The organism is Seonamhaeicola sp. MEBiC01930 (genome assembly GCF_045277075.1).
GTDB lineage: Bacteria > Bacteroidota > Bacteroidia > Flavobacteriales > Flavobacteriaceae > Seonamhaeicola.
Map to the genome: position 1 here is coordinate 2,310,537 of NZ_CP104270.1, position 26,205 is coordinate 2,336,741.

26 protein-coding genes are annotated in these 26,205 nt (G+C 31.8%); 10 read left to right on the top strand and 16 right to left on the bottom strand.

Annotated features, from left to right (window positions below):
- Positions 1-19 precede the first annotated feature (19 nt).
- The 3 genes from N1F78_RS10120 to N1F78_RS10130 all read right to left on the bottom strand — a co-directional run bounded on the left by N1F78_RS10120 (position 20) and on the right by N1F78_RS10130 (position 3,633).
- Positions 20-1,024 (bottom strand): sugar kinase, encoded by a 1,005-nt coding sequence (locus tag N1F78_RS10120; RefSeq protein ID WP_406683043.1) that lies wholly within the window; start codon positions 1,022-1,024, stop codon positions 20-22.
- Between the two features lie 51 nt (positions 1,025-1,075).
- Complete coding sequence (locus tag N1F78_RS10125; RefSeq protein WP_406683044.1) at positions 1,076-1,951, bottom strand: hypothetical protein; 876 nt, start codon at positions 1,949-1,951, stop codon at positions 1,076-1,078.
- Positions 1,952-2,019: 68 nt separating this feature from the next.
- Positions 2,020-3,633 carry a PQQ-dependent sugar dehydrogenase gene (locus N1F78_RS10130; protein WP_406683045.1) on the bottom strand — a complete coding sequence of 538 codons (1,614 nt, stop codon included), beginning with the start codon at positions 3,631-3,633 and terminating at the stop codon, positions 2,020-2,022.
- A 172-nt stretch (positions 3,634-3,805) separates the two neighbouring features.
- Between N1F78_RS10130 and N1F78_RS10135 the strand changes: the two genes are divergently transcribed.
- From N1F78_RS10135 to N1F78_RS10170, 8 genes are all read left to right on the top strand, one after another.
- Positions 3,806-4,810, top strand: coding sequence for a sugar kinase (locus N1F78_RS10135; RefSeq protein WP_406683046.1), 1,005 nt, complete (start codon positions 3,806-3,808; stop codon positions 4,808-4,810).
- A 325-nt stretch (positions 4,811-5,135) separates the two neighbouring features.
- A complete protein-coding gene (locus N1F78_RS10140; RefSeq protein ID WP_406683047.1) occupies positions 5,136-5,861 on the top strand; it encodes an energy transducer TonB in 726 nt (241 codons plus the stop codon).
- Between the two features lie 202 nt (positions 5,862-6,063).
- Entirely contained in the window at positions 6,064-6,690 is a 627-nt protein-coding gene (locus N1F78_RS10145) for a hypothetical protein (RefSeq protein WP_406683048.1), read from the top strand.
- A 29-nt stretch (positions 6,691-6,719) separates the two neighbouring features.
- The gene (locus tag N1F78_RS10150; protein ID WP_406683049.1) at positions 6,720-8,066 is read left to right on the top strand and encodes a 2TM domain-containing protein; all 1,347 of its coding nucleotides are present in this window, start codon (positions 6,720-6,722) and stop codon (positions 8,064-8,066) included.
- 11 nt (positions 8,067-8,077) lie between these two features.
- Positions 8,078-8,740 carry a 2TM domain-containing protein gene (locus N1F78_RS10155; protein WP_406683050.1) on the top strand — a complete coding sequence of 221 codons (663 nt, stop codon included), beginning with the start codon at positions 8,078-8,080 and terminating at the stop codon, positions 8,738-8,740.
- A 5-nt stretch (positions 8,741-8,745) separates the two neighbouring features.
- Positions 8,746-9,081, top strand: a complete 336-nt coding sequence (locus tag N1F78_RS10160; RefSeq protein WP_406683051.1) for a 2TM domain-containing protein — start codon at positions 8,746-8,748, stop codon at positions 9,079-9,081.
- Between the two features lie 2 nt (positions 9,082-9,083).
- The gene (locus N1F78_RS10165; protein ID WP_406683052.1) at positions 9,084-9,410 is read left to right on the top strand and encodes a 2TM domain-containing protein; all 327 of its coding nucleotides are present in this window, start codon (positions 9,084-9,086) and stop codon (positions 9,408-9,410) included.
- Positions 9,411-9,571: 161 nt separating this feature from the next.
- Positions 9,572-10,327: a LytR/AlgR family response regulator transcription factor gene (locus tag N1F78_RS10170; RefSeq protein ID WP_406683053.1), complete on the top strand. Its 756-nt coding sequence runs from the start codon at positions 9,572-9,574 to the stop codon at positions 10,325-10,327.
- Between the two features lie 195 nt (positions 10,328-10,522).
- Here N1F78_RS10170 and N1F78_RS10175 read toward each other — a convergent pair whose 3' ends face one another.
- The 4 genes from N1F78_RS10175 to N1F78_RS10190 all read right to left on the bottom strand — a co-directional run bounded on the left by N1F78_RS10175 (position 10,523) and on the right by N1F78_RS10190 (position 14,648).
- A complete protein-coding gene (locus tag N1F78_RS10175) occupies positions 10,523-11,494 on the bottom strand; it encodes a hypothetical protein (protein WP_406683054.1) in 972 nt (323 codons plus the stop codon).
- A 108-nt stretch (positions 11,495-11,602) separates the two neighbouring features.
- The gene (locus N1F78_RS10180) at positions 11,603-12,775 is read right to left on the bottom strand and encodes an LETM1-related biofilm-associated protein (RefSeq protein WP_406683055.1); all 1,173 of its coding nucleotides are present in this window, start codon (positions 12,773-12,775) and stop codon (positions 11,603-11,605) included.
- 57 nt (positions 12,776-12,832) lie between these two features.
- Positions 12,833-13,993 (bottom strand): acetylornithine deacetylase, encoded by a 1,161-nt coding sequence (argE, locus tag N1F78_RS10185; protein WP_406683056.1) that lies wholly within the window; start codon positions 13,991-13,993, stop codon positions 12,833-12,835.
- Positions 13,994-14,021: 28 nt separating this feature from the next.
- A complete protein-coding gene (locus N1F78_RS10190; protein ID WP_406683057.1) occupies positions 14,022-14,648 on the bottom strand; it encodes a YceI family protein in 627 nt (208 codons plus the stop codon).
- Positions 14,649-14,772: 124 nt separating this feature from the next.
- Between N1F78_RS10190 and hemN the strand changes: the two genes are divergently transcribed.
- Positions 14,773-16,137 carry an oxygen-independent coproporphyrinogen III oxidase gene (hemN, locus tag N1F78_RS10195; protein ID WP_406683058.1) on the top strand — a complete coding sequence of 455 codons (1,365 nt, stop codon included), beginning with the start codon at positions 14,773-14,775 and terminating at the stop codon, positions 16,135-16,137.
- A gap of 18 nt (positions 16,138-16,155) precedes the next feature.
- Positions 16,156-16,986, top strand: a complete 831-nt coding sequence (locus N1F78_RS10200; RefSeq protein WP_406683059.1) for a universal stress protein — start codon at positions 16,156-16,158, stop codon at positions 16,984-16,986.
- Between the two features lie 76 nt (positions 16,987-17,062).
- Here N1F78_RS10200 and N1F78_RS10205 read toward each other — a convergent pair whose 3' ends face one another.
- The 9 genes from N1F78_RS10205 to N1F78_RS10245 all read right to left on the bottom strand — a co-directional run bounded on the left by N1F78_RS10205 (position 17,063) and on the right by N1F78_RS10245 (position 26,192).
- On the bottom strand, positions 17,063-18,460 hold the full coding sequence (locus tag N1F78_RS10205) for a TolC family protein (RefSeq protein WP_406683060.1): 1,398 nt from the start codon (positions 18,458-18,460) through the stop codon (positions 17,063-17,065).
- The gene (locus tag N1F78_RS10210; RefSeq protein ID WP_406683061.1) at positions 18,457-19,815 is read right to left on the bottom strand and encodes an HlyD family secretion protein; all 1,359 of its coding nucleotides are present in this window, start codon (positions 19,813-19,815) and stop codon (positions 18,457-18,459) included. Before N1F78_RS10210 ends, N1F78_RS10205 begins: the two co-directional genes overlap by 4 nt.
- Positions 19,816-19,818: 3 nt before the next feature.
- On the bottom strand, positions 19,819-21,486 hold the full coding sequence (locus N1F78_RS10215) for a peptidase domain-containing ABC transporter (protein WP_406683062.1): 1,668 nt from the start codon (positions 21,484-21,486) through the stop codon (positions 19,819-19,821).
- On the bottom strand, positions 21,446-22,159 hold the full coding sequence (locus N1F78_RS10220) for a TetR/AcrR family transcriptional regulator (RefSeq protein WP_406683063.1): 714 nt from the start codon (positions 22,157-22,159) through the stop codon (positions 21,446-21,448). Before N1F78_RS10220 ends, N1F78_RS10215 begins: the two co-directional genes overlap by 41 nt.
- Before the next feature lie 178 nt (positions 22,160-22,337).
- Positions 22,338-23,039, bottom strand: a complete 702-nt coding sequence (locus tag N1F78_RS10225) for a sulfite exporter TauE/SafE family protein (protein WP_406683064.1) — start codon at positions 23,037-23,039, stop codon at positions 22,338-22,340.
- A 3-nt stretch (positions 23,040-23,042) separates the two neighbouring features.
- Complete coding sequence (locus N1F78_RS10230) at positions 23,043-23,489, bottom strand: FixH family protein (RefSeq protein ID WP_406683065.1); 447 nt, start codon at positions 23,487-23,489, stop codon at positions 23,043-23,045.
- 103 nt (positions 23,490-23,592) lie between these two features.
- Positions 23,593-25,017, bottom strand: coding sequence for a cytochrome c oxidase accessory protein CcoG (gene ccoG, locus N1F78_RS10235; RefSeq protein ID WP_406683066.1), 1,425 nt, complete (start codon positions 25,015-25,017; stop codon positions 23,593-23,595).
- A gap of 60 nt (positions 25,018-25,077) precedes the next feature.
- Positions 25,078-26,010: a cbb3-type cytochrome c oxidase N-terminal domain-containing protein gene (locus tag N1F78_RS10240; RefSeq protein ID WP_406683067.1), complete on the bottom strand. Its 933-nt coding sequence runs from the start codon at positions 26,008-26,010 to the stop codon at positions 25,078-25,080.
- Positions 26,007-26,192 carry a CcoQ/FixQ family Cbb3-type cytochrome c oxidase assembly chaperone gene (locus tag N1F78_RS10245; RefSeq protein WP_147769569.1) on the bottom strand — a complete coding sequence of 62 codons (186 nt, stop codon included), beginning with the start codon at positions 26,190-26,192 and terminating at the stop codon, positions 26,007-26,009. Before N1F78_RS10245 ends, N1F78_RS10240 begins: the two co-directional genes overlap by 4 nt.
- Between the last annotated feature and the right edge of the window lie 13 nt (positions 26,193-26,205).

Consider the following 26,205-nt stretch of genomic DNA (forward strand, 5'->3'; position numbering starts at 1 on the left):
ATTTTAGTTTTTAGAAAGACTAACGTTTTATGGCTCCAGATGTGTCTCCATCCATTAAACTTAGAACATTATCTAATGAAACCATATTTACATCACCAGGTACTGTATGTTTTAGGGCACAAGCAGCAGTTGCAAAACTTATGGCTTGTTGATCATTGTCATAATGTAAAAGCCCGTAAATTAAACCTGAAGCGAAGGCATCACCAGTACCAACACGGTCTATAATATGAGTAATGTTTAACATGTCTGATTTAATATATTCTTTGCCATTCCATATTTTACCTTGAATTTGATGATGAGAAGCACTAATTGTTCTTCGTGTTTTTCTTACTACTTTATTAATTCTTGGGTATTTTTCCATAAGAAGTTTAGCAGAAGATTGGAATTTTTTACCAAGTTCTCCAAGTCCAAACATTTCGTTTATACCTCTGCTACTAGTAATGACAATATCGCAATTCTGTGCTAATTCAGGAATAATTTCCTGCATTGTTTTACCATAATTCCACATGTTTTTTCTGGAATTAATATCTCCAGAAACAGTAATTCCCATTTTATTGGCAGTTTTAATAGCATCAAGCAAACACATAGCTGCTCCGTTTGAAATAGCTGGTGTAATTCCAGTCCAATGAAACCAATCGGCATCTTTTAAAACATCTTCCCAGTCTATCATTGAAGGCTCAATCAGGGAGAAAGCAGACCCTTCTCTTTCGTAAATAACTTCACTTGGTCTATGTACTGCGCCTTTTTCTAGAAAATATTTTCCCATCATTTTATCACCATAAATAACATGCTCTGTACTTAACCAATGTTTTCGTAAAAATTGGGTAGCTGCTTTTCCTAACGCATTATCAGGAAATCGAGTTACATGGGCCGCTTTCATTCCAAGGTATGCACAAGATATACCCACGTTAGCTTCACCTCCTCCATAAACTAGTTCAAGAGAATTTGCTTGTGAAAATTTCGAGTACCCTGGTGGTGACAAGCGCATCATAACTTCACCAAATGTTATTACTTTTTTACTCATGTTATATGTTTTAAAACGTTTTTATTAAAAATAGAAATTTTATTCAATTTGTTAATCAATAGGAACCGTTAACACCTTTCCAGGAGCCATATAAATATCATCATAGCACAAACCTCCATTACCATAAGGCTTATAAACAGGACCTGTGTTGCAATTTGTTAGAAAGTATGTAAGAGGAAGCTCCCTTTTCATTCTGAAAGTAGCATCTGTAAATACACATTGCTGTTTAGGAAATTCATCACCCCCACGAATAAATACATCATAACTCTGACCCCCATTATTAACCTTAGCATTATTTACAACGTACCAGACTTCATACCATTTGCCTGATTGTAAAGGATTAGCAGTTTTGTTTGTTTTTTTATTAAAAATATAAGCATATTCACCATCTTTTCTCACCATTAAAGTACCCGTATTTTTTGTTCCATCAGACTCGTATTTATCGGTTATCCTTAGGCTAGGTTCAAGAGCATTGTAATCATTAAGATTAATGCCCTCTGGGTTAAGGTTGCTTAAACCAAAAATATGGTTGTTTGGAAAATATTCTACTTTAAACCTTGTATAAAACGTGTAGGTTTCTCCTATATTGACTGTAATAGGTAGTTTTTTGTAGCTCAATGCTTTGCGGTTACCCACAATGCCTTCAGCTGCTGGTTTTTTTATAAGATAGTGGTTAGGTATTTCATTCTCACTTCTAACTTCAGTTACTTGTGGGTTTTCAATTTTGGGTTTGGTGTCGTTCCTTGTATCAGCAAGTATCCATTGTTGTAATGGGTTAGTAGACTCAAAGTCATCAATCTTAATCCATTTAGAAACTGAAGGGTCATCAAGTTTTAAATCTTTGTTTTGAGCTTTTACTGGTTCAATAAGAATTGAAGCTTGTAAAATAAAGATTAAAAATAGGGAGATAGTTTTGCTATTTGGCATGGATTAATAATTTGATATTTGTTAAAGTTTGTTTTAAAAATACAATCTTTAAAGCAGACTACCTATTATCAATATCTACGACTTTTTCTTATGTCATCAATTTCTTTAATGGAAATGGTATCCGTATAATTACTATACTCACGTATATAGTTTAAAAGAATTTTTAACTCCTCGTTTGTTAAGCTTTCTGAAAAACCGGGCATTACATCATTATATTTTTTCCCTTTCACTTCAATTTCTCCAGACATTCCAAAAAGTACGGTTTCTATAAGTTTCTTCTTATTTGCAATGGTTTTTGTTCCTTGTATTGGTGGTACAAAGTTTGGGATACCTTCTCCTTTACTCATATGGCAAGACACACAGTTGTTTTTAAAAAGAAGACTTTCTGGAGATGATTGTACAAACATTTTAGCTGGTTCTTTATCTTCATAAAAAACAGAGAGATTCTTGAATTTTTCTTCTTCAGATTCTTGCAATATTGAAATTTTTAGTATTCTATCATTACCTTCTTTTGGGATACTGTCATACATCCATTTATACCTGGGTATATGCCAGTCTGAATTGCTAGTAACCACATAAATATCTCCCTTAGAAGAAACACAGAGGTCTCTAAGACGACCAAATTTCTTTTGCAAGTATATTTTTTTGTTTACAATTTTTTCTCCTTCATTATTCAGTTCAAATAACCACAGCGCACATCCTTTTAAGGTAGTAAGCATTAAATGATTTTTCCATTCTGGAATGGCCTCATGGTTGTAATAGTCTAAGCCAGCAGGGGCAATGGTAGGTGTCCAGTTGTAAAGGGGTTCCGTGGTAGCCAGTGAGTCACAGAACGCCATTTCAATTTCTTTATCACAGTATCCTTGAACAAAGGGCCATCCATAATTTCCCATGGGTTTTATTAAGTTAATTTCATCATCGTTATCTGTACCATGCTCAGACGAATAAATTTTACCATTTGCTACCACAAGCCCTTGAGGGTTTCTATGTCCCATAGAATATAAATAACTATTAGCAATGGGGTTGTCTTCAGGGATACTTCCATCAAGATTCATTCTAAGGATTTTTCCTGGTAAACTTGATTTTATTTGTGCATTACGCGAATAAGCGGCATCACCCAGCGCTAAAAAAATTTTGTTATCGTTACTTATACATAAACGTGATCCATTATGAGCTTTATAAGCTGAAATATTTGTTAAAACAGATTTAGGATTAATTAGGGTGTCTTCCTTAAAGGAGTATTCATATTGCATCACCTTAGATCTGAAATAATTAATGTTTCCAATAAAGTCCAGCTCACTAGTGCTTGTGGAGTCAATATAGGTGTAATGCATGTATATATGTGGGGAATTATTAAAATCTGGATGTAAGGTCATTCCAAGTAGCCCAATAGTACGCCCTTTTGAATAAACGTCTTTTAAATTTAAAACTGTCTTAACTTTTCCAGTGTTGACATCCATACGCATGATTTTGCCTTTTCTTTGAGTAAACCAAAGATGTTCGTCTGAACCCCAAGCAATTTCCCATGGTTGATCTAAATCTCTTAAAACCTCACTAACAAGCAACCTTGTATTATTCAATTGGATTATGAATTTTGGGTTTTCGAAATAAGGGCGATCAATATGTTCTGAGTTTTTACAATTAATTAATATGAAGAAAATAAGGAGCGATATTTTTTTCATATTATTAGTTTTGAAGTTGATTGGTAATAAATTAATTTTAATAAGTTATATTGATAAACAATGTAGTCAAAATTTATCGGAAAATCAATCTGCAAAAATTAATACAAAATTGGTTAACCAATTTATGAAATTGATTATATTGCAAGTATTAAGCAGAAATAAAAAATAAGAGATGGGGCAAGTAATTACATTTGGTGAGGTTTTAATGCGTATTTCACCTAGAGGTAAAAAGAAATTTATTCAATCTAATGTTATTGAATTCTTTTTTGGGGGAACAGAATTAAATGTTGGTATATCAATTGCAAACTTTGGAGGTGATGTAAAACATATAAGTGTAGTTTCAGATGACTTTATTGGTGAAACAGCCATAGCTTATATTAGTAAGTTTGGCGTTAGTACATCTTCTATTGAATTATCTAAACGCCCTTTAGGTGTTTATTTTTTAGAAATAGGAGCTGTAATGCGCCCGAGTGCCATTTCATATAATAGATCTCATTCTGCTTTTTCTGAGATTAAACCTCATATGGTAAATTGGGAAAAAGCGTTGCGTAAAGGCGAATGGTTTCATTGGACAGGAATTACACCAGCTTTATCAGAAGAAGCATTTAATATTTTAAAAGAAGGCTTAACTCTTGCTAGAGAAAGAGGTATGACGGTTTCTGCAGACCCTACTTATAGGAGTGGGCTTTGGAAATATGGAAAAGACCCTAAGGAAGCCTTAATTGAATTATTGCATTTATCCACTGTTTTTATTGGTGGTATTAATGAAATTAATGAGGTGTTAGGTACCAGTTTTTCTTATTCAAATGATGATTTTATAGAAGCTTCAAAGCAGCTTATGGAGGAGTTCCCTACAATAGAAAAGGTTTTTGATAAAATTAGAACTTCGGTAAATTCTTCATGGCATAAGATACGAGCTAGAATGTGGAATGGAAAAGAATTTAGAGAAACAGAAGATTTAGATATTACTCATGTAGTAGATCGTATTGGTACAGGTGATGCTTTTGCAGGAGGTCTTATTTATGGCTTACAAAATTACGATGATTATAAGGCTATGGAGTTTGGAAGTGCAGCTTGTGCTTTAAAACATACTTATGAAGGTGATGTTAATTTGGCAACTGTTAAAGATGTAATAGCTATTTTAGATGGTAACATTTCTGGAAGATTAAAAAGATAAGATAAAATAAGTAAAGACTTTGGTTTTAATCGCCTTGTTTAAAAAGCAAGGCGATTTTTTTATTAGTTAAATTAAAACAATAATTAGGTTTTCTTTAATATTTATTTACATCATAAAGAACAACTTCATCTCATTTATGGTTAAAAGAGTCTTTTCTATAACTTCAATAGACTATCAATAAAAAGCTATTAGGTAGTCAGCTTTTTTAGGTATCATTTTCTGTTTTTTATTAAAATGTGCGCTAATGGTCTTTATATCAATATGATATTTGTCATAGTTTTTTCAGATGTGAAATTATACCTTGAAGATATTAAATACTAAAGTCATGAAACCAAAAAAGAATCCAAAATTAGAAATAGGGCGCAATAGTAGCTTGTATTTTGCTATTGGGCTAAACTTGATGTTACTTCTTTCGTGGCAAATGTTAGAATTTAAAACTTATGATAAAGATGTAGTATCAATTGATGTTTTAGCGGTTGAAAGTGAATTTGAAGAAGAAATTCCAATTGTAGATCAGGTAGCCCCACCACCTCCGCCGCCACCTCCTGCTGTTATTCAAGAAAATTTACAAATTGTAGACGATGTTGAAGAAGTTGAAGAAACAATTATAGAAAGTACAGAAACTAATCAAGATGATGCTATAGCTGAAGTAGTAGAAGTTAGCGATGTTGTAGTTGATGCGATTGAAGAAGAGGTAGAGGTAGCCTTTGCTGTAATCGAGGATGTTCCTGTTTTTCCAGGTTGTGAAGGCTTGTCTAAGGTGCAAACTAAAGCTTGTTTTCAAAAGAAAATGCAACAGCATGTAGTTAAACACTTTACCTATCCAGATATAGCTTTGGAATTAGGTATGCAAGGTAGAGTTTCTGTGATATTCACCATAGATTCTAAAGGATTAATAACAGGAATACGATCAAGGGGCCCAGATAAGGTCTTAGAAAATGAAGCAGAACGTATAATAGGCCTGTTACCAAAAATGAAACCGGGTAAACAACGCGGTAAACCAGTTAAAGTATCTTATGCGGTACCTATATTCTTCAAATTTGAAGGTTAAGGGATGTAAGTAGGATTCTTTATATCAATGTGGGGAACCAAGAGTTATTTATTAACTCTTGGTTTTTTTGTTTAACTCCTTTTTACAATTCGTCTTATAAAAACAACGGTTCAGTCATTCGCTTTTTATATAGCAAGATGTATAGTAGATATTTGCTTAACAATTAAAAATCGAACAGTTATTAATCTAAATTATTTTAAAAATGAAACATTTAATCATCACCTTAACTTTGTTAGTTTCAGTATTTGCACAATCTCAAACAAATTATGAAAAAGGAATGCATAAAGCTTTTGAGCTATGGAGCACAGGTAATCCTACTGAAGCCTCTAATTTATTTGAACGAATTGCAAATGCAGAAATAGATAATTGGTTGCCACCGTATTACGCTGCTCAAGTTAATATACTACATAGTTTTGGTGAGCAAGACAAGGAAAAATTAACGGCACAATTAAAAAAGGGACAAGATTATATTAATGATGCCATGGCAATTTCAAAAAACAATCCTGAAATCATGGTTTTACAGGCATTATTATATACGGCTTGGGTAGCTTATGATGGTGCTACATATGGTATGAGTTTGTCTCCTAAAGTAGTTGAGATTTATGCTAAGGCTAAGGCTATTGCTCCTAATAATCCAAGAGTTATATATTGTGAAGCCGAGTGGAACATTGGAGGAGCTAAGTTTTTTGGTCAGGATACTTCAGTATTTTGTAAAGATTTAGAAAAAGCCTTAGATCTTTTTGCTAATTTTAAACCAGAAACCCAATTTCACCCAAATTGGGGGAAAGATAGAGTAGAGATTTTATTAGAATCTTGTGGTAAAGAATAGAAGGTAATTTAAAGTTATAAAACTAAGTCATGGCAAGAAGTCTCAAAAAAAATATTGGTTTAGCGTTTGCAATAGGTATTATTGTATTTGTTATAGGAAGCTTCTTGTCTAATGGTTTTCAGTATAAAAGTACTGAAGAACTTGTAATCAGCTTTATTTTATACCAATTATATTCTTTTGTTATTGGTTTTTCAAATGAATTCTTTTTTCATTATATGGAGCTTCGCTCATGGAAACGAAGTGAAACTATTAAACGAGTGGTTCTGGGTATTTTAGGAGCAACATTAATTACATTACTATGTTTGTTTTTATTAAATATGCTAGTTGCACTTACTTTAAATGGAGTAACATTTAAAGAGTTTATAGCTACTCAATCTTTCAAACAATATCGTTTTGGTATATGGATTACATTATCAATTCTTACTGTTTTTCATGTTATTTATTTTTACAATAAGTATCAGCAAAATAAAATAAAAGAGCAAAAAGTAATTGCTGGTACTGCAAGCGCCAAGTTTGATGCTTTAAAGAATCAATTAGATCCGCATTTTCTTTTTAATAGTCTAAATGTATTAACCAGTTTAATTGATGAGAATCCTGAAAATGCTCAAGATTTTACTACGTCACTATCTAAAGTATATAGATACGTTTTAGAGCAAAAGAATAAAGAGCTAGTATCAGTAGATGAAGAGCTGCAATTTGCAAAAACCTATATGTCTTTAATAAAAATGAGGTTTGAAGATAGTATTGTTTTTACTTCACCTGATAGTGCTAGAAACCCAGAAAGTAAGGTGGTTCCTTTATCATTACAACTGCTATTAGAAAATGCAGTTAAGCACAACATGGTAACACCAAATAAACCTTTACATATAGAAATATATGAAGATGATGGTTATTTGGTAGTAGAAAATAATTTGCAACCTAAGCAAATAGTAAAGAAGAGTAGTGGCGTTGGCTTAAGCAATATCATGCAACGTTATGCCTTATTAACGACAAGAAAAATAGATATAACAAAAGAAAAAAGTAAGTTTTCGGTAGCTATACCAATGCTTACAAAACAAATTTCAGTTATGAAACATCAATCATCAAAAGATATAGACGACAGTTATTTACGTGCAAGAGATCATGTAGAAGAACTTAAAGGCTTTTATTATAGTCTTATTTCATACGTATTCGTTATTCCATTTTTAGCCTTTATAAATTATAAAACTTCATGGCATTTCCAGTGGTTTTGGTTCCCAATGTTTGGTTGGGGAATTGGGTTAGCAATTCATGCTTTCAGAGTTTTTGTAAATAATGGTGCTTTTGGACGAAACTGGGAAAAACGTAAGATTGAAGAATTTATGAAGCAAGAGGAGGAAGATACAAGATGGAACTAACAACTAGTGTCATGAAAAATTTTAATAAAGAAGAAAAATATATTAGCGCCAAAAAGCGTGTAGATAATATAAAAGCATTTTATACGCATCTTGTTGTTTACGTTTTAATAAATACATTCATATCTTCTATTAAAATTATATTTAACATCAGAGGCGGAGAATCTTTTTCTGAGGCTTTCTTTGATTTTACAACATTTACCGTTTGGATGGCCTGGGGTATAGGTATTACATTTCATGGTTTTGCTGTAATTAGTGAAAGCACTTTGTCTTTTAGGCGATGGAAGGAGAAGAAACTACAGCAATTTTTAGATGAGGAAGAGGCCAATTTTAAATTAACTAATAACCAACTAGGTATAGAAAACCAAGAAGTAGATTTCTCAAAAAGAGAGGCTTATGTTCATGCTAAAAAGAAAGTAGATGATTTAATTGGTTTTTGTTGGCATGCCGTAGTTTATATAGTTATTAACATATTTATTCTTTCGGTACTATACTTTATAACCAATTTGTCTTTTACAGCTTGGTATACCTATGCCACACTTTTTTTCTGGGGTATTGGTTTAGGTATTCATGCTATAGCGGTTTTTGGTAAAAGTGTGGTATTCGGAAAAAAATGGGAGCAACGTAAGATAAAAGATTTTATGCGTAAAGAAGAAGAACGTAACCTCTGGAACTAAGTATTATGAAACGAATAGATTATAAATCCGGACAAGAAGATTTTAGAAAAGAAGAAGCTTATATCAGAGCTCAAAAAAGAATAAAAGAACTTAAAGGCTTTTATTGGCATGCCTTCTGGTATGTAGCCGTTAATATATTCATTATTATAATGATAGGCAGAGGCTCTGGTTGGAATATTTGGCACTTTGGCACCTTTGCAACACCATTATTTTGGGGTATAGGTTTAGGGTTTCATGCTTTAGGTGTATTTGGTAAGAATTTGTTTTTCAGCAAATCTTGGGAAGACCGTAAGGTTAAAGAATTTATGGAAGAAGAGAATAGAAGACAAAAATTTCAATAACCATGGATCAAGATAAAAACAGGGATTATTTTAAAGCCAAAGAGAAGGTTAGGCATATTAAAATGTTCTACTACCATTTAGCACTATTTATTGTGGTGTTAATACTGTTATCAATTAATTTTTTGTATTTAGATGAGAACAATCCGTACTCAGAATTTTTCATATTGTTTAACTCAATTATAATTGTAGTTTGGACAATACTTGTTATCCTTCATGGTAGGTGGGCATTAAAGGGTAAAAAGCTTTTTAAGAAAAGTTGGGAAGACAAAAAGATTAAAGAATATTTAGATAAACAAGAAGAAGAAAAAGAAACTACCCTTTGGGAGTAGAAATGTCATTGTGAGGTGCATAGCGACGTGACAATCTGTAACATTAAACAGAGAGGTTCTCACGCTTTTTCAAAGCTCAGAATGACGGGTTTAAGATGTGTTTCAACATCTTAAAAAAAGGAGCTTCAACAATAGCTCCATCGCTAACGCAAATAAAAAATATGAGAGTAATAATAATAGAAGACGAAAAACCATCTGCAAGACGTTTACAACGCATGTTAGATAAATTAGGTATTGAGGCTAATACCATGCTACATTCTGTAGAGGAGTCTATTGAATGGTTTCAAAACAATGAACACCCAGATTTAATCTTTTTAGATATTCAGTTAAGTGACGGATTATCTTTTGAAATTTTTGAGAATATTAAAATTAATTCTGCTATCATTTTTACTACGGCTTATGACGAGTATGCTTTACAGGCATTTAAGCTTAATAGTATAGATTATTTGTTAAAACCAATAGATTCTGCAGAATTACAAACGGCTGTAAAACAGTACCAAGCACTTATGCCTGAAAAACAAGCTGTAACACTAGATTTTTCTGATATAAAAAAACTATTGGTAAACCCTATTGATAGGGAGTATAAAAAGCGCTTTTCAGTAAAAGTAGGACAACATTTAAAACTTATTAATGTAGATGAAATAGAGTGTTTTTATTCAGAAAATAAAGGTACCTATATGCATACTATTGAAGGCAGAAACTATTTACTTGATAAAACTTTAGAACAATTGGAAGAGGAGTTAGAACCACATACTTTTTTCCGTATTAGCAGGAAGTTTTTTGTTAACATTAATGCTATAAAAGATATGGTAAGTTATACAAACTCACGCTTACAAATAAAGTTAAACTCTTATAAAGAACAAGAGGTTATTGTTGCTCGTGAACGTGTAAAAGATTTTAAAGATTGGTTGGAATAGGGTTTGAGAGGTTCGTTTAACGTTCAGTATAAGAAACGTAGGGCAGGTGATAAGCACTATCGTTTCGGTTTATTACTTAGCTAAATATAAATATTTTGCTTTTATCTTTTTTTATATAAACGCCAAATTTTATATTTAGCGGACTTTGTTAATATTCACAGACCTTTCGGTTTAGCACAAATGCCCTATGTTTTTTTATACCTTGTTACCCTTAGTTTTTTCTTCCACGTTTCTTATGTGGTAATTCAATTCTCTTTTGTAAAAAGGTGCAATAGTATGTTTTTTACATGTTTTAATCTGTTCTATTTTTTCAACAGAACTTCCTAAGTCAAATAACATGTAGTCTCTGTATCTACCATCTCCTCTTTTTAGATTCTTATCTACTTTTAAAATTTCAGATATTGTAATTTCAAATTCATCTTCATTAATTTGTATTGGTTTTTGATTTGCAAAATGGCGAACTAAAAGCCATGATTTGCAAAATTCATCATGTTCAATAAATAAAGGATATTTATTTAGTAACTCTGTGATTTCTGATAATGTAAATTTATGAGCTTGGTTTTCAATTGTTGCAAGACAAAATTTATTACCAAATGATTTATCTTTTAGTAGTTCAATTGCTTTTTCAGTCCCGTTTTTATCTGCGTAATTCGAAATGAATTTGAATTTAGATGTGACAACATTTTGTCTCGGGGATTTCGCTGGTTTAGATAACTTTAAATACTTTTTGAATTCAACAAGTTCACCAGTCTTGGCATAGTAATTCAATAGATTTCTATATCCATGGTGTTTGATTTCGAATTTGTCTTCCACTAATTCATTAATGAAACTAATAGCCTCATTTATTTCATCTCTTTCCAAAGCAGTCTCCATAAGACTTAGTAGCATATGATTTTTCCTTGTTGGATGAATTATTTTGTCAATATAAAATTTAGCTATATCAGTTGGAATTGCTCGAATCTTTATTTGTCTTTCGAAACACCCAGAAGCATGGTAGAATGCATTATATTCAAGGTCATTTTTAGATGCTAAAGTTTCTTCAAGCTCTTTTTTTCCGAATACAATTTCATAAGCATATAAAGCATCAGGATGTTTATTAAATTGCTCACCAAATAAGTTTTCTGTTGAATTTATTGCTTTGGTAAGTGCTTCTAATTTTTCATCCATAAATTTTTGTAATTAAGGGTAACGACTTGATATGAAATCGTTTCAATGTTTTATATCTACTGTTAAACGAAGATAGCAGAAAATTTCTACAAAGTCAAGTGATTAAAATCAATCCTCAATCCTGTTTTCATCAAAAGCAGAAGGTAATAATTTAGGTATAAACTTAATAACTAAAGGTAATAATAGTGCACCACCAGGTAGCATAAAAATGGCCAAACTTGGTATAGATTTAAAAATATCTAATAATTGTTCTTGCACTTTTTTTTGTTCTTCATCATTTAAATCTCTAACGGTAGATTGGCTAAGCAATACCATAAGTTCTTTACTATCTTTTAGCTCTTTATACAAACGTTTACTATTTCTAGAAATGAGTTTTGTTACCATTTTACTAGAATTGTTATAAAAACTTTGCACAATATTTTTAGAGCTTAGTAATGCTATATTGTTTTTGTTAACGGAATAAAATTGGTTTACAGAACTAATAGAGTCTTTAATTCTGTCCTTAACAATTTCTAAATCGGTACCTAACTGTATTAAAAAGCGTTGTTCATTTTTATCAATTTTTTTATCAGTCCAGGTGGCCATACATGCTAAATCTAGAATATAACTTTTTTCTTGAGCACTTTTAAAATGGTTAATGGCAGTTTGGTATTCTAATGGTTTGCTGTTGTGATACCGTAAAGAAGATTCAAACAGTTTTATTAAACTATTGTCATATTCATTAATAGATAATTTAGAATTTAAAACATCCATTATTATGGCTTCAATAGAAGCTTCAATGTTTTTTAAATAATTAATAGAAATGGAATTGTTTTTTAAATATTCTTGATAAGCTAAAACATCAATATATAATAAAGCGTTAATGATAAAGTACTTAAAGTTTTTTGTAAGCACATTAGCATCAATTTGAATACGTTTATGAATTATTTTTTCTAGTTGTTCACTAGATTTTTTACCACCTAATAGTTCTTGAAAAAATGATGTTTTCAATTCATTAATAACAGTATAGAAGTCAATGGCACTATCTGTAAAATTAATATCAGATTTAGAATGGTGGTGCGTATAAAGAAGCGATAAAAATAAATTGGTTTTTGAAATCTCTTCCTCGGTAAGGTCTTTCTTTTCAATTACTCCTAAAACAATGTCTAAATTACTACCATAAATAAAACCGCATCCCCTAAGGGCTTCATAGTAAAGTGCCTTATCAGTACTCAAAAAAGTACTGTTATCTGAAATATCCTGAAGCAGTTTTTTTATCCAACCTTGAGCCGATGGGTTCATAGCACATTGTTTGTGTTAAAATTACACCTTATTTAAAAATATAAAAAAGAACTTGTATTAAATAGTAGTTTCTAAATAACTAATCAACTCTAAGATCATGCTGGCCCCTTTATTAAGCTGGTCTTTAGAAATAAATTCATTAGCTCTATGAGCTTGTTTTATTGATCCTGGGCCGCAAATTATACTTTCTATCCCTGCATTAGAAAAATGACCTGCTTCTGAAGCATAAGACACTGTTTGCCATGTTTTATTTCCTGTAATTTTGCCAATTAATTCTACAACGTCGGCATTTTCATTTGTGTTTAATGAAGGCACTATAGGGTGATTTTCAACAACGTCAATTTTAAAACCAGAAAAAACAGCTTGCTGTTCTTCTTCTCTTGATTTACAGTAATCTTTTAAATCTTGGTAAATTTGGCTAGCATCATCTTGCGGAAGGCATCTTATATCTAGAGAAAGTGTTGCTTTATTAGCAATAATATTTGGTGCAATACCGCCTTGTATCATGCCTGTGTGAAGTGAAGTGTGCGGCGGATTAAAACGCTCATCTATACTCCCAGAATCAATGAGCGTATTCATTTTTTGTTCTGCCCACATTACAATTCTTGCAGCTTCATGTACAGCACTCACTTCTTGCTTAATCCTACTACTATGACCTTGGGAACCGTTAACCGTAATGTCTATAATATGAATACTTTTTTGCCCAATAACAGGTTGTAGCATCGTGGCTTCGCCAATAATAGCAAATTTAGGTGTTTCAGTATATGTAGTTTTAATGTGATTTATTAGTTCTTCAGCAGCTAAACATCCAATTTCTTCATCATAACTAAAGGCGAAATAAATAGGCTTTGTTAAATTGGCTTTAACCATTTCTGGTAATGAAGCTAAGCAACAGGCTAAAAAGCCTTTCATATCACTACTTCCTCTGGCATATAAATTTCCATCGCTGTTATCAGTAAGCTTAAAAGGGTCTGTGTTCCAAGGTTGTCCTTTCACAGGAACAACATCAGTATGACCAGATAGGATAACGCCTCCGTCAACTGCCGGACCTATCCTGCAATGTAGAGAGGCTTTCGTGTTTTCTTTATTTGGAACTAGAGTAGTAATAACACCAAAATCTTCAACATATACTTTTATCCAATTGATGATTTCTAAGTTATTATCACCGCCTAAAACTGGAAATGAAACTAACTTTTCTAAAATGTTTTGTAAAGTCATTTAGAGCGTAATAAGCACTATTGTAATATTAATTTTTTCTTAGATAGGTGCTAATTTCAATAGCTACATCTTCCCATGTTTTACTAACGCCATCAGCACCTTTGTGCAAATCAAAACAAGCCTTATTAAGCGATTCTAAAGCTTCTAAAGCATTCCAGTTTTTAAGATTCATAACACCAGTTAGCGTTACACGTCTTTCATCTGCAATACTTACTTCTAACGGTAAATCATGAGTAACACCATTCATGGTTAAAGAGGCAATACAAGTACTATCAACATAGCTAAGGTTACCTTTGATGAGGTCTGTGTTTAACATAGCGCCAAAAAATGCCATTTTAATTTTAGCATCACGGGTATTAGTAGCATCGTTTGTAAATAAACTGCTTACAGGAATGGCGAATTTTAAATTGTTAAGCGCTTCTTGAGGTGAAGCACCAGATTTAATATCAAAATTAGCGGTAGTAAATTCACCACCAACTCCAACTTTGTCGGTAGTTTTATATGCAGTCCATTTTACTGATGTTGCTTCTGGTTTAACAACAAACTTTTCAGTTTCTATGACTTCAGTATCAGTATTTTTAGTGTCTTTTTTTTCGTTTTTACAAGCAGAAATACTTAGCGTTAATGCAATTAATAAAAAACTAATTCTTTTCATTTTTTTAATGGCTTTTGTTCAAGCGAAAGTTAATCAATAAATATAGAATTGCAAATATATGGTATGACATATATCATATTTTTAAAAGCATATTGGTGCTAATTTTGTTTTGTAAATGTTAGGTATGTCAAGAGCGTTAGTAAATAAATACAATATCGCTGGTCCTCGTTATACGAGTTATCCAACGGTTCCGTATTGGAATGAAGCGTCATTTTCTTTAAATGGCTGGAAAGATTCCTTAATAAAGTCTTTTAATGAAAGTAATGCAATTGAAGGCATAAGTCTTTATATTCATTTGCCTTTTTGCGAAAGCCTGTGTACGTTTTGTGGTTGTAATAAACGTATCACGAAGCAGCATAGTGTAGAGTCTCCATATATAAAAGCAGTATTAAAAGAATGGCGTTTGTATTTGGAGTTGTTTGATGATAAACCTGTTATAAAAGAATTGCATTTAGGAGGAGGTACACCAACATTTTTTAGTTCAGAAAACTTAAGTATGTTGATTAAGGGTATTCTGAAAGATTCAGTTTTAGCTGAAAACTATGAGTTTAGTTTTGAAGGTCACCCCAATAACACTACTAAAGAACATCTTAAAACTTTATATGACTTAGGTTTTAGACGAGTAAGTTATGGCGTTCAAGATTATAATGAAACTGTTCAAAAAGCCATTAATAGAATACAGCCTTTTGAAAATGTAAAACGTGCTACAGAGTTAGCTAGAGAAGTTGGTTATACTTCTGTAGGTCATGATATTATTTTCGGATTACCCTTTCAAAATTTAGAGCATGTAAAAAGGACCATTTTAAAAACTAAAACTTTACTTCCAGATAGATTAGCATTTTATAGTTATGCTCATGTACCTTGGATTAAAGGTAATGGGCAACGTGGATTTAGTGATTCCGATTTACCATCAGCAGAGTTAAAGCGTTTACAATATGAGTTAGGAAAAGAATTATTAGCTGAAGTGGGATATGATGAAATAGGTATGGACCATTTTTCGCTGAAAACAGATTCGCTTTATAAATCTATGAAGAAAGGAAATTTGCATAGAAATTTCATGGGATATACAGCTTCTAAAACTCAAGCAATGATTGGATTGGGGGTGTCATCTATAAGTGATAGCTGGTATGGTTTTTCTCAGAATGTAAAGCAAATTGAGGCGTATTACAAGCTTTTGGAAAATGATTTAATTCCTGTATATAGAGGCCACATTTTAAATGAAGAAGACTTAATAATAAGAAAGCATATTCTTAATTTAATGTGTGATTTTAGAACTAATTGGGATAAAAATAATCTTTATTTCAATGAGCTTCCTGAAACTCTAATACGATTAAAGGAAATGGAAGTTGACGGATTACTCAATATAGAATCAAACAGTATTGAGGTGCTTAAAAAAGGACAACCATTTGTTAGAAACATTTGTATGGCTTTTGATTTATTGTTACAACGAAAACAACCCAATACTCAATTGTTTTCGATGACTGTTTAATTAGTAAATGTAAAAATTATGAAAAAAATAATTGTACCAATTGATTTTTCAGAACATTCAGAATATGCTTTAAAGGTAGCAGCTAATATGGCTAAAAAGAATAATGCTGAATTGCTGGCTTTACACATGTTAGAGATGTCTGATTTAATGCTAACTGGGGCGGGAGAACAACCTCAAAAAGTGATATACTTTTTAAAATTGGCTGAACAAAAGTTTGAAGATTTTTTAAAAAAGGATTATCTGGAAGGAGTTACCGTAACCCCTATTGTTAAGCATTTCAAGGTGTTTAGTGAGGTTAATGAAGTGGCAAAGAAATATAGCGCAGATTTAATTGTAATGGGGTCACATGGTGTAAGTGGTGCCAAAGAATTTTTTATAGGCTCTAATACTGAACGTGTAGTACGTAACTCTGATGTTCCAGTTTTAGTAATAAAAAATGAAATAGGAGAAGTAGATTTTGATATCGTTGCTTATGCATGTGATTTTTCTGAAGACTCCATAGAAGCTTATTTAAAGGCCTCTAAAATGTTTGATAATATGAACTCAAAAATGTATTTGATTCATGTGAACTTACCCAATGATAGGTTTAAAAGTTCCGTTGAAATAGAAAAGGAAGCAGTTAATTTCTTTACAAAATCAGAACGAAATTTAGATAAAATGAAAAATATTTATTATGTATCTGATTATAGTGTTGAAGATGGTATTTTAAATGCTGCCAACAAACTGGGAGCAGATTTAATTGTTGTGCCAACGCACGGAAGAAAGGGGCTTGCTCATTTCTTTCAAGGTAGTGTTGGAGAAGATGTGGCTAATCATTCTGCTTTACCAGTTATAACATTTAAAATTTAAAAATATTTAAAGCTTGGTTAATTAATTTCGTGAAAGGCGTTAAATCCTATTTTTAGTGATTTGGCGCTTTTCTTTTTTACTGTATATCTGATAAGACTAAAATATTAAATAAACTAGCCTTGGTGTTCAAAAAACTATTTTCTAATTCGATAGCCTTGAGTTTTGAGTCTATTAATTTAGACTCTCTTGAGTTAACAAGAAACAAGGAGCTTTCGCCCAAAAAGAATTTACGCTCCTCGGCAGATAGTAATGTTGAGTAGTCTTTTACTATGGTTTTGGTATAATCATTCTGTAAAGCAAAGGATTCCAACTCCTTATTTACGGCGTCAATCTTATTGCCTAAACTTAATTTAGTGTTTTGGAAATCGAATTTTGTGTCTTGAAGTTTGATTTTGGCCAATTTTAAATCCCCTCTTTCCTTTCTTAAGAATAATGGGAAATAGATATTCAGGCCACTCTTATAAGCCGAAGTGCTAAAGGAACGTACAATCTCTGGAGTCTGTGATAAAAAATTGTATTGAAGATCAATCTGCGGTAACAAATTGTTTCGCTTGAGTCTTTTTTCAATGAATAAACCTTGGATTTTGTAGTCTAAGGACCTTAGCTTAGGATGAGTTTCAATGTTGAAGCTTTGTACATCAATTGCTGAGGTATTCAATATATTGTCTATTAAGCTAAAAGTTTTTTCGTCTGGAATGATATCTTCTTTGATTTCAATTGGTGTATTATCATTTAACCATAGATAATTAGATAGCTCCAATGACGATTTTATATACTTAATTCTAGCTTTTTCTAGATTAAGTTTACGATTGTTCAAGGTTATTCTAGCTTCTAAAGTATCAATAGCCGGTTTGTCTCCAGCTTCATAACTTTTCTTAATACCCTCAAATCTCATAACAGCATTATCAAGAAAATCTTCATATACTTTTCTTTCATTATATTGTCGAAGCCAATTGAAATAAGTTTTAGTAGCCTCAAAAAGTATGTCGTTAATTAACAATTGTCTATCTGCTTCAGCTTGTTTAACATATAATCTTGATTGCCTTAGGGTTGCCATACGCTTATTGGTTAATAAACCCTTTGCCAACGGAACAGAGACACCGGCGCTATACAAACCATCAATGGGAATATTTGCTTCTGGATTTAAAAAATCGCCATTGTTTTCTTCAAAATTTCCTTTGAATTCTAAACCAAACCATACAGGAATCTTAAATGAAGCATTTAACTTATCGAAGTATTCAGAACCTTTAAATTTTTTTCTATCATAGTCTACTTCAAGCCTAGGGTCAAAAGCGCCTCTTGCTTTCATTAATTTGGCCTCACTTTTTTTAATAACCAGGTTTGCCTGCTTTACAATAGGGTGAAAAGATTTTACATATCCTAGATATTCCTCTAAAGTCAATTTAGAGATGTTATCTTGTGCAGTAGATAAGCTACTAATAAATAAGATAGCAATAACTATAAATGATTTCATGTCTTTTCTTTCTTATTAATAGATTTATTGTCATTAGGTTGGTAGTAATTAGGAGGAAAACTGTTAATCTGTCTCCATAATTCAAACCAAATAGGAACATCCTCTAAAAGAGCAATAGTTTTAGCTCCTGATCCAACTCTTATAGCCTCTGGCCAAGAATAATCTTTGTTGTCGGGAGCAAGTAAAACTCTATATTTTCCATTATCACTGATAAAGTTTTCTATAGCTACAACTTGTGCGCCATAAGTTCCATAAGACACATTAGGCCACCCGCTAAATACAATTGCAGGCCATCCATCAAATTGAACACGGACTTTTTCGCCAATATGGAGGAGTGGTAAATCAATGGGCCTTACATAGGTTTCAACGGCTAGGTCGTATTGTGATGGCATGATGCCAACTAATTCTTCACCTTCTTTAAAGGTAACTCCAATACCACCGGTTAAAGCTTTATTAATAAAGCCACTTTGCGGAGCTGTAACATAAAGTAAACTATTACGCTTTTTATAATTGGTATATGTATTCTCTAATTTGGTTACCTGAGCTTGTGTGTCAAATTGACCAGATTGAGCTGTAAACATATCGCTTTGTGCTTTAGAAATTTTATCTGTATAAGAAGCATTGGTACGTGATAACTCTATTTTTGCATTAATAATCTCATTCTTACTTGCTAAATATTTATTCTGTTGTGAAATAAACTTAGCTTGAGTTTCTTGAAGCTTTAGCCTTTTTTCTTCAACATCTTTTACCGCTTTTAGTCCTTCCTCTTGAAGTGTTTTAATCCTAATAAATTGTGTTTCGGCAATCTTTAAATTTGTTTTTGATGCTTCTAAATCAATGCTGTCGCTTTTAACTTTAAGTTCCGTTTGCATCAATTTATTTCGAGTTTGCTCTAATTTTAATCTTTGTTCTTTCAGTAATGCAGAAATCTGCCTGTTTAAAGCTTCTACTTTAGCTTCGTAGGCAGTTACTGATGATGATTTTGCCAGAATCTGATCGTTAGTACGTTCAACCAGTTTAACATCAAAGTAATCACTTTTTACTTCGGAAATTCTTAAAATGGTATCTCCGGCTTTTACAAAATCACCTTCTTGAACAAACCATTCCTCTATGCGCCCAGGAATTTGAGACATGATATGCTGAGGCCTTTGATTGGGTTTTAATGTAGTAACAATACCTTGCCCTGTAATATTCTGGGTCCAGGGTAAAAACAGAACAATGAAAACCAATATAGCAAGGGCTAGTAAAAATTTATTGAGCTTTTTATAATAAGGAATATCAAAAATTGCTTTTGCAGATTTGAACTTTCTTATTTCAACTTTTTTATTTAAACTATTATGTGATATATTTAGCATAGTTTATACGTTTTTAATAGTTGCCTTACCTTTCTTTAGTAATATGTGCTGATTGCATTTCTCCCTCCAATTTTTACTTGTACTTACAACAACTAGGGCCCAAGGTTGGTTTTCATCAGTTAAAAAGTTAATGATATTCTTCATTTCAACTTGATTAAATCTATCTAGAGGATCTTCTAGCAGAAGAATTTTTGGTTCTTTAATTATTGCTCTAGCAAGAATTATTTTTTTAGAAATTGTATATGATAATTTATTTCCCTCAGCGTTTATTGTTGTCTCAAGTCCTTGGGGTTGTTCTTTAATGAAGTCTGTTAATCCAACCTTATGTAAAACATTATATAATTTTTTATCTTTTACAGCAGAACTTCCAAAGGTTAGGTTTTCCCTAATAGTACCTTCAAAAGGGGTTTCTTCTGAAAGAGACATGCCTAATTGTGATCTATAATAGTTAGGGTTAATGTTGTTAATAGAATGGTTGTTAATATAAACATTTCCAGAGGTTGCCTCATTAATGCCTAGGATAATACGAAATAATACCGATTTTCCAGATCCGCTTTCACCATTTACCAAAATTCTACTTTTCTCATGAATTTTTAAAGTTATATTAGACAGGATGGGCTTTTCTCTATCAGGAACACTATAGGATACATTGTCTAATTCAATATTTAGTCCTTTCTCAAAAATAGGAGTTTCTCCTTCTTGGTTTTCTAAGTCTTTGTCTACGATTTGACCTATTTTTTCTATAGATGTTAAAACGTCATAAAATGATTCAAGTCCTAAAATTAGTTTTTCAACTGAGGCTATTACTAAAAGTATAATGATTTCTGCAGCAACAAACTGACCAATATTCATTTCTTGGTTAAGAACTAATGCTCCTCCAATTAAAAGCAAACTTGCAGTTACAATAACTTTGAAACTAATCATTTGTATAAACTGAAGCATAAGTATTTTAAAATGGCTTTCTCTAGATTTTAAGTATTCATTGACCAAGTTGTCATTTTTGTTAACACCATGATTAGTGCTTCCTGAAAGTTTAAAACTCACTACAGTACGGGCTATTTCTTGAATCCAGTGTGCTACTCTATATTTGTTCTTAGATTCTTTTAAACTAGTTTCTAAACCTTTTTGTGCTGTGAATTTAAACACGATATAAATTAGGAGTAATAAGAGAATACCAAAGATTATAAAAAAAGGATGATAAAAAGATAACAAAATCAATGCAAATGCAATTTGTAACATCGCAGATGGTACATCAATAAGTATTTTGGAAAGACCCTTTTGAATTGTTAATGTATCAAAAAATCGATTAGCAAGTTCAGGTGGGTGAAAGTTTCTCAACTCCTTCATTTTTATTTTTGGGAACCTGTAACTTAATTCAAAGGAAGAGCGCGTAAAAATGCGTTGCTGAATCGTTTCAATAATTCGGAGCTGCATTAATTTAAGTGCACCAGAAAAAGCAACACCAAGGGTAACTAACACTATTAAAATAATCCAAGATGTGGATATTTGTGCGCCTTGTATTAGATTGATAATAGCTTGTATTCCAAGGGGTAATGATAATGCAACTAGCCCATCAAAAATTGCATAATAAAAAATTTGGAAGATGTCCTTTTTTTCTAATTGAAGCAAGTTAAGTAATCGTTGCCATGGGGTCATTGGAGTTACTGCCATATGAATAGTTTAAAGCGTTAAATATTAAGTTTAAATAAAAATCAGACGGAGAAATGCTATTGTTGCAATCTGTAATTGAAGAAAAATGATCTTTTAAAAAGTGTTGATGTAAGCTTCCTTCTAAAATTGTGCTAGCTAGACTTAATGGGAATTTATAATTTGGGTTAATTCCCTTGATGATTTCACTAAGTCTATGAACAATGCGCTTATAAATCACAAAATACCCATCTCTGTTTTCTTGGTCTACTTCTTTGGTTAAGAATGATTTTGAGTTTTCATTAATAATTATTCGGTTTAATACTATCTCATTTATATGGTTGTAGTTGGCGTCTTGTTTAGTTTTTCTTGTTACAATTTTTATTGCTTTATCTAATTTGTCACTTGAGTTTAAGTTGTGGGTTTCTATCACTAATTGATATTCTATCCATGCCCAATACCAAGAGGATAAATAAAGTAATAGTTTATGTTTGCTTTCAAAATATCTGTAAATTGAGCTTTCGTTTGATCCAATTAGAGTTCCAAGTTTTTTAAAAGTAAAAGCTTCAAAACCAATTTTATCTATTAGTATAATACTGTGTTGCACAATACGTTTACCTAAATCTGATGTTTCTGGGTCTTTTACATATATCTTTTCTGGAACAATAATTTTTAAATTTGAAAGTAATCTATCCATATTTAATTTATTTACATGCTAAAATAATAGTAATACTATTAAATATGAAAATAAAGCTATTGATTTTATTAATGGAGGGTATAATAAAATTTTATAATATAAAGTTTAATATTAAATGATAAACGAAAAACCAATTGACTGGTCCATTCAAAATGAATTAACCTATTTATTTGAAAAATTAATGGCAGTCAATAGCAGAGTTAACCACATCATAAACAGGAGCAGGGGATATATAAGGGATACCAAGACCAAGGCCTCTAAGAATAAATAACCCACCTATTATAACAACAAAAACAGGAATGGCTTTCTGAATTTTTTGTCTTACTGTACCATTTAATAAATGACTTGCATATATGGTTATTGTCATTAAAGGCACAGTTCCTAAGCCAAATAAGGCCATGTACAAACTCCCTTGAAAAGCACTTCCACCGTTAATTGCACCAAAAACTGCCATGTAAACAAGACCACAAGGCAAAAAACCATTCAAAAACCCTATAGTTAAAAAAGTGTCTGTGGATTTTCTCTTTAAAGCACTTCCTAAGGAAGATTTAATTTTTGATATTAATTTATAAATTGGTTGAGAAATATTGTATTTATTAAGTTTATGCTGTGGAATTAAAACAAGTAAAATCATTAAAACCCCAATGCCAATAGATAATTGTTGTTGAAAACCAAAGATGTAAAGACTTTTACCAATTAATCCAAAAACTAAACCAATAAGGCTATAAGAGAATAATCTGCCTATATGATATACGGTTGTCTGTGATGCTTTTTTAAAAGTGTTTGTTCTGTCTACCGGAAGCATAAAAGCAATAGGTCCGCACATGCCAATACAGTGGAAACTACCCATTATACCCAAAATAAATGCAGAAAGTAACATAAATTAATAATCTATAGATTTTTTATATAAATAGGAAATTCCATTATATTGCCAATCGATCTTAATGTTCCAACGGCCATCTACCAAACGAGAGTCAGGTATGAGCAAATGTGGATTAGATAATGAAATGTCACTTTCAAAATCTAGTTGTTTGTTAGATGGCCTATATAGGAACATTTTTCCTGTAATTTTTTTATAATCTATATTGCTAGGGAACAAAATGATTAACCCGTTTCCCTTCTTTTTATATGTGATATTTTCACTTAATTTTTTTGCGTTCTTTAGCTTGTCAATATCTTTTTGGTATGCCAATTCTTCGGCGTAATAGTCTTCAGTAACTAAATCATGATCGTATTTATCGTTCACATTCATAGTAACAATAAAATACATGATAAAAGAGATAAACCCAATAAAGGCTATTACAATTCCTGTTCCCCAATTTAATTTCATAATTACTGTCTTTATTATTTGAATTTCAAGATTTTGTGGCTGCTACAGTTATTGATTGCATAATCCCTTACAATAAAAAACCTTGCAGCCAACCAACCAAAATTTATTTATAACTTCTAGGTCCTAAAAAATTGGCCGTACAAGTTTCTATTAATTTATCATTTATGTAAACCCCAATTTTAATTTTATTTCTATCTCCCGTTAATGCTGAATTATTTATTTCTATAAATAGGGTGCCTTCAGCTATTCCTTGACTTGGCACAATAAAGTTATTACTAGTTGCAACTAATTTTAAAATTCCTTTATGTGACAATAATTTCAAGGTTACATTTTCAATGTCTTTAGTTGTTTTATTTACCAGTTTATAAGTAAAGACATTGCTAATGATGTTATTTTCTTTATGTTCATATAATTGTCCTGGTAATCTTAATACATTTGCTTCTACTTCATTTCTTAAAAATAACATCCCAGTTAGAATACCTATTAATATAATAAGTACAGCTATGTAACCTTTCATTCTGGCCGAAAGCTTAAAGGGTACTTTCTTTTTTATGTTTTCTTCACTCGCATATCGAATTAATCCTTTTGGCAGATTAATACTTTCCATAATATGATCACATTCATCTATACATGCAGTACAGTTGACACATTCTAGCTGGGTTCCATTTCTAATATCAATTCCAGTCGGACAAACATGTACACACTGCAAACAGTCAATACAATCACCATGGCCCAAAGAATTTCTATCTTCATTTTTTCTAAATTTTTTTCTGCCACTTGGGCCTTCACCACGTTTATAATCATAAGCAACAACTACCGATTTAGTGTCTAAAAGAACACCTTGTAATCTGCCATACGGACAAGCTATTACGCAAACCTGTTCTCTAAACCATGCAAAAACAAAGTAGAAGACAGCAGTAAAAATTACTAGAGGTATGAGCGTTCCAAAATGACTAAACGGACCGTCAATTATATATTGTATCAATTCGTCACCTCCAATTAAGTATGCTAAAAATACATTTGCAATTAGAAATGATATGACTAAAAATATAACGAGTTTTAATCCTTTTTTTCTAATTTTTTCAGCATCCCACTTTTGTCTTGCTAGTTTACGTTGTTTGTTTCTGTCACCTTCAATCCAATACTCAATACGTCTAAAAACCATTTCCATAAATATGGTTTGTGGACAAATCCAACCACAAAAAATTCGTCCAAAAGCCACTGTAAACAGTGTTATAAATACAATCCCAATAATCATTGAGATTACAAATAAATGAAAATCTTGTGGCCAAAATGGAAATCCAAAAATGTTAAACCGACGTTCTAATACGTTGAACATTAAAAATTGATTCCCGCCAATTTTTATAAATGGTGATGCCAATAAAAACGCCAATAAACCATAACTAACAAGCTTACGCTTATCATAATACTTACCACTTGGTTTTTTGGGATATACCCAAGCACGTTTACCTTCTTCAGTAATCGTCCCAATAGAATCTCTAAAGTTTTCTTTATCCTGGGTTTCCAAATGGTTTGTGTTTTAAGATTCCCTTTACCCTTTAGAGTTAAAGGGAATCCGTTTGAAACATTAGTTAGTTGTTGATTGCGTTGTGTCGACTACCGTTTCTATTTCAGTTGTTTCAATACTTTCATCTACCCAAATATCACCTTCAGGTGCTTTAGGATTAGCAGGTGTAGTACCTTGTAAGCTTAGTACATAACTTGATACTTGTGCTATTTGTGAAGGTTTTAATTGTGCTTTCCAAGCAATCATACCTTTACCAGAACGACCACCTTCAGATACCGTTTTAAATACATTTTTAATACCTCCACCCATAATCCAGTGTTCATCAGTAAGATTTGGCCCAATACCGCCGCCTCCATCTGCCATGTGGCAAGCCACACAATTGGTGTCAAAAACAGATTTTCCAGCAGTTAAATCACTAGCATCGGTTAATAATGTAACGGTGTTAATGTCAACTAAATCTTTGGCTGTTTTTTTGTACTCTTCAATAGCCGCCTTTGCATCGGCTAATTCAGTTTCCAATTCATCAAATTGTCCTCCCGCATCAAAAACATGATACCTTAATAGATAAACTGCAGCAAAAACAATGGTGATATAGAACCCGTACAACCACCAAGGTGGTAAATTGTTATCAAGTTCTTTAATACCATCATAATTATGGTCTAAGATTATTTCACCTTCTTCTTCTATTGGTTTCTGACCAAGAAGTTTAGCGTATGTTTCTTTCAACCAAGTAAACTTATAAGAACTTTCTTTTTCAGCTAAAAATTTAGCTTTGGCTTCCTCATCTAATTTATGAAGCATTACATTTTCTAAAGCTCCTACTATTGCTTCAATAGCTATTAAAATTAAGAGTACTAAAAACAGAAATAGTAATACTACAGGATATTCTATAAATGCTGGTTTTTCGCCTGAATCTATAAAGAATTCTACAACTCCGAAGATGATGAAGAATACGATGGGTACTCTTACCCAAGATGGAATTAATTTTCTCATAATGTGTCGTCGTTTTGGTTGTCTAAAGGAATATTACTAACAGTGTTTATGTAGTCTTTTTTTGCGGTAAATACCCACCAAAACAGTGCTACAAAAAAGATGAAAAAGATGAGTAACGAGATAATAGGATAAATCTCTATTCCCGTAATACTCTCCATATGATTTTTTACAAATTTTAACATGATTACTAGTTTT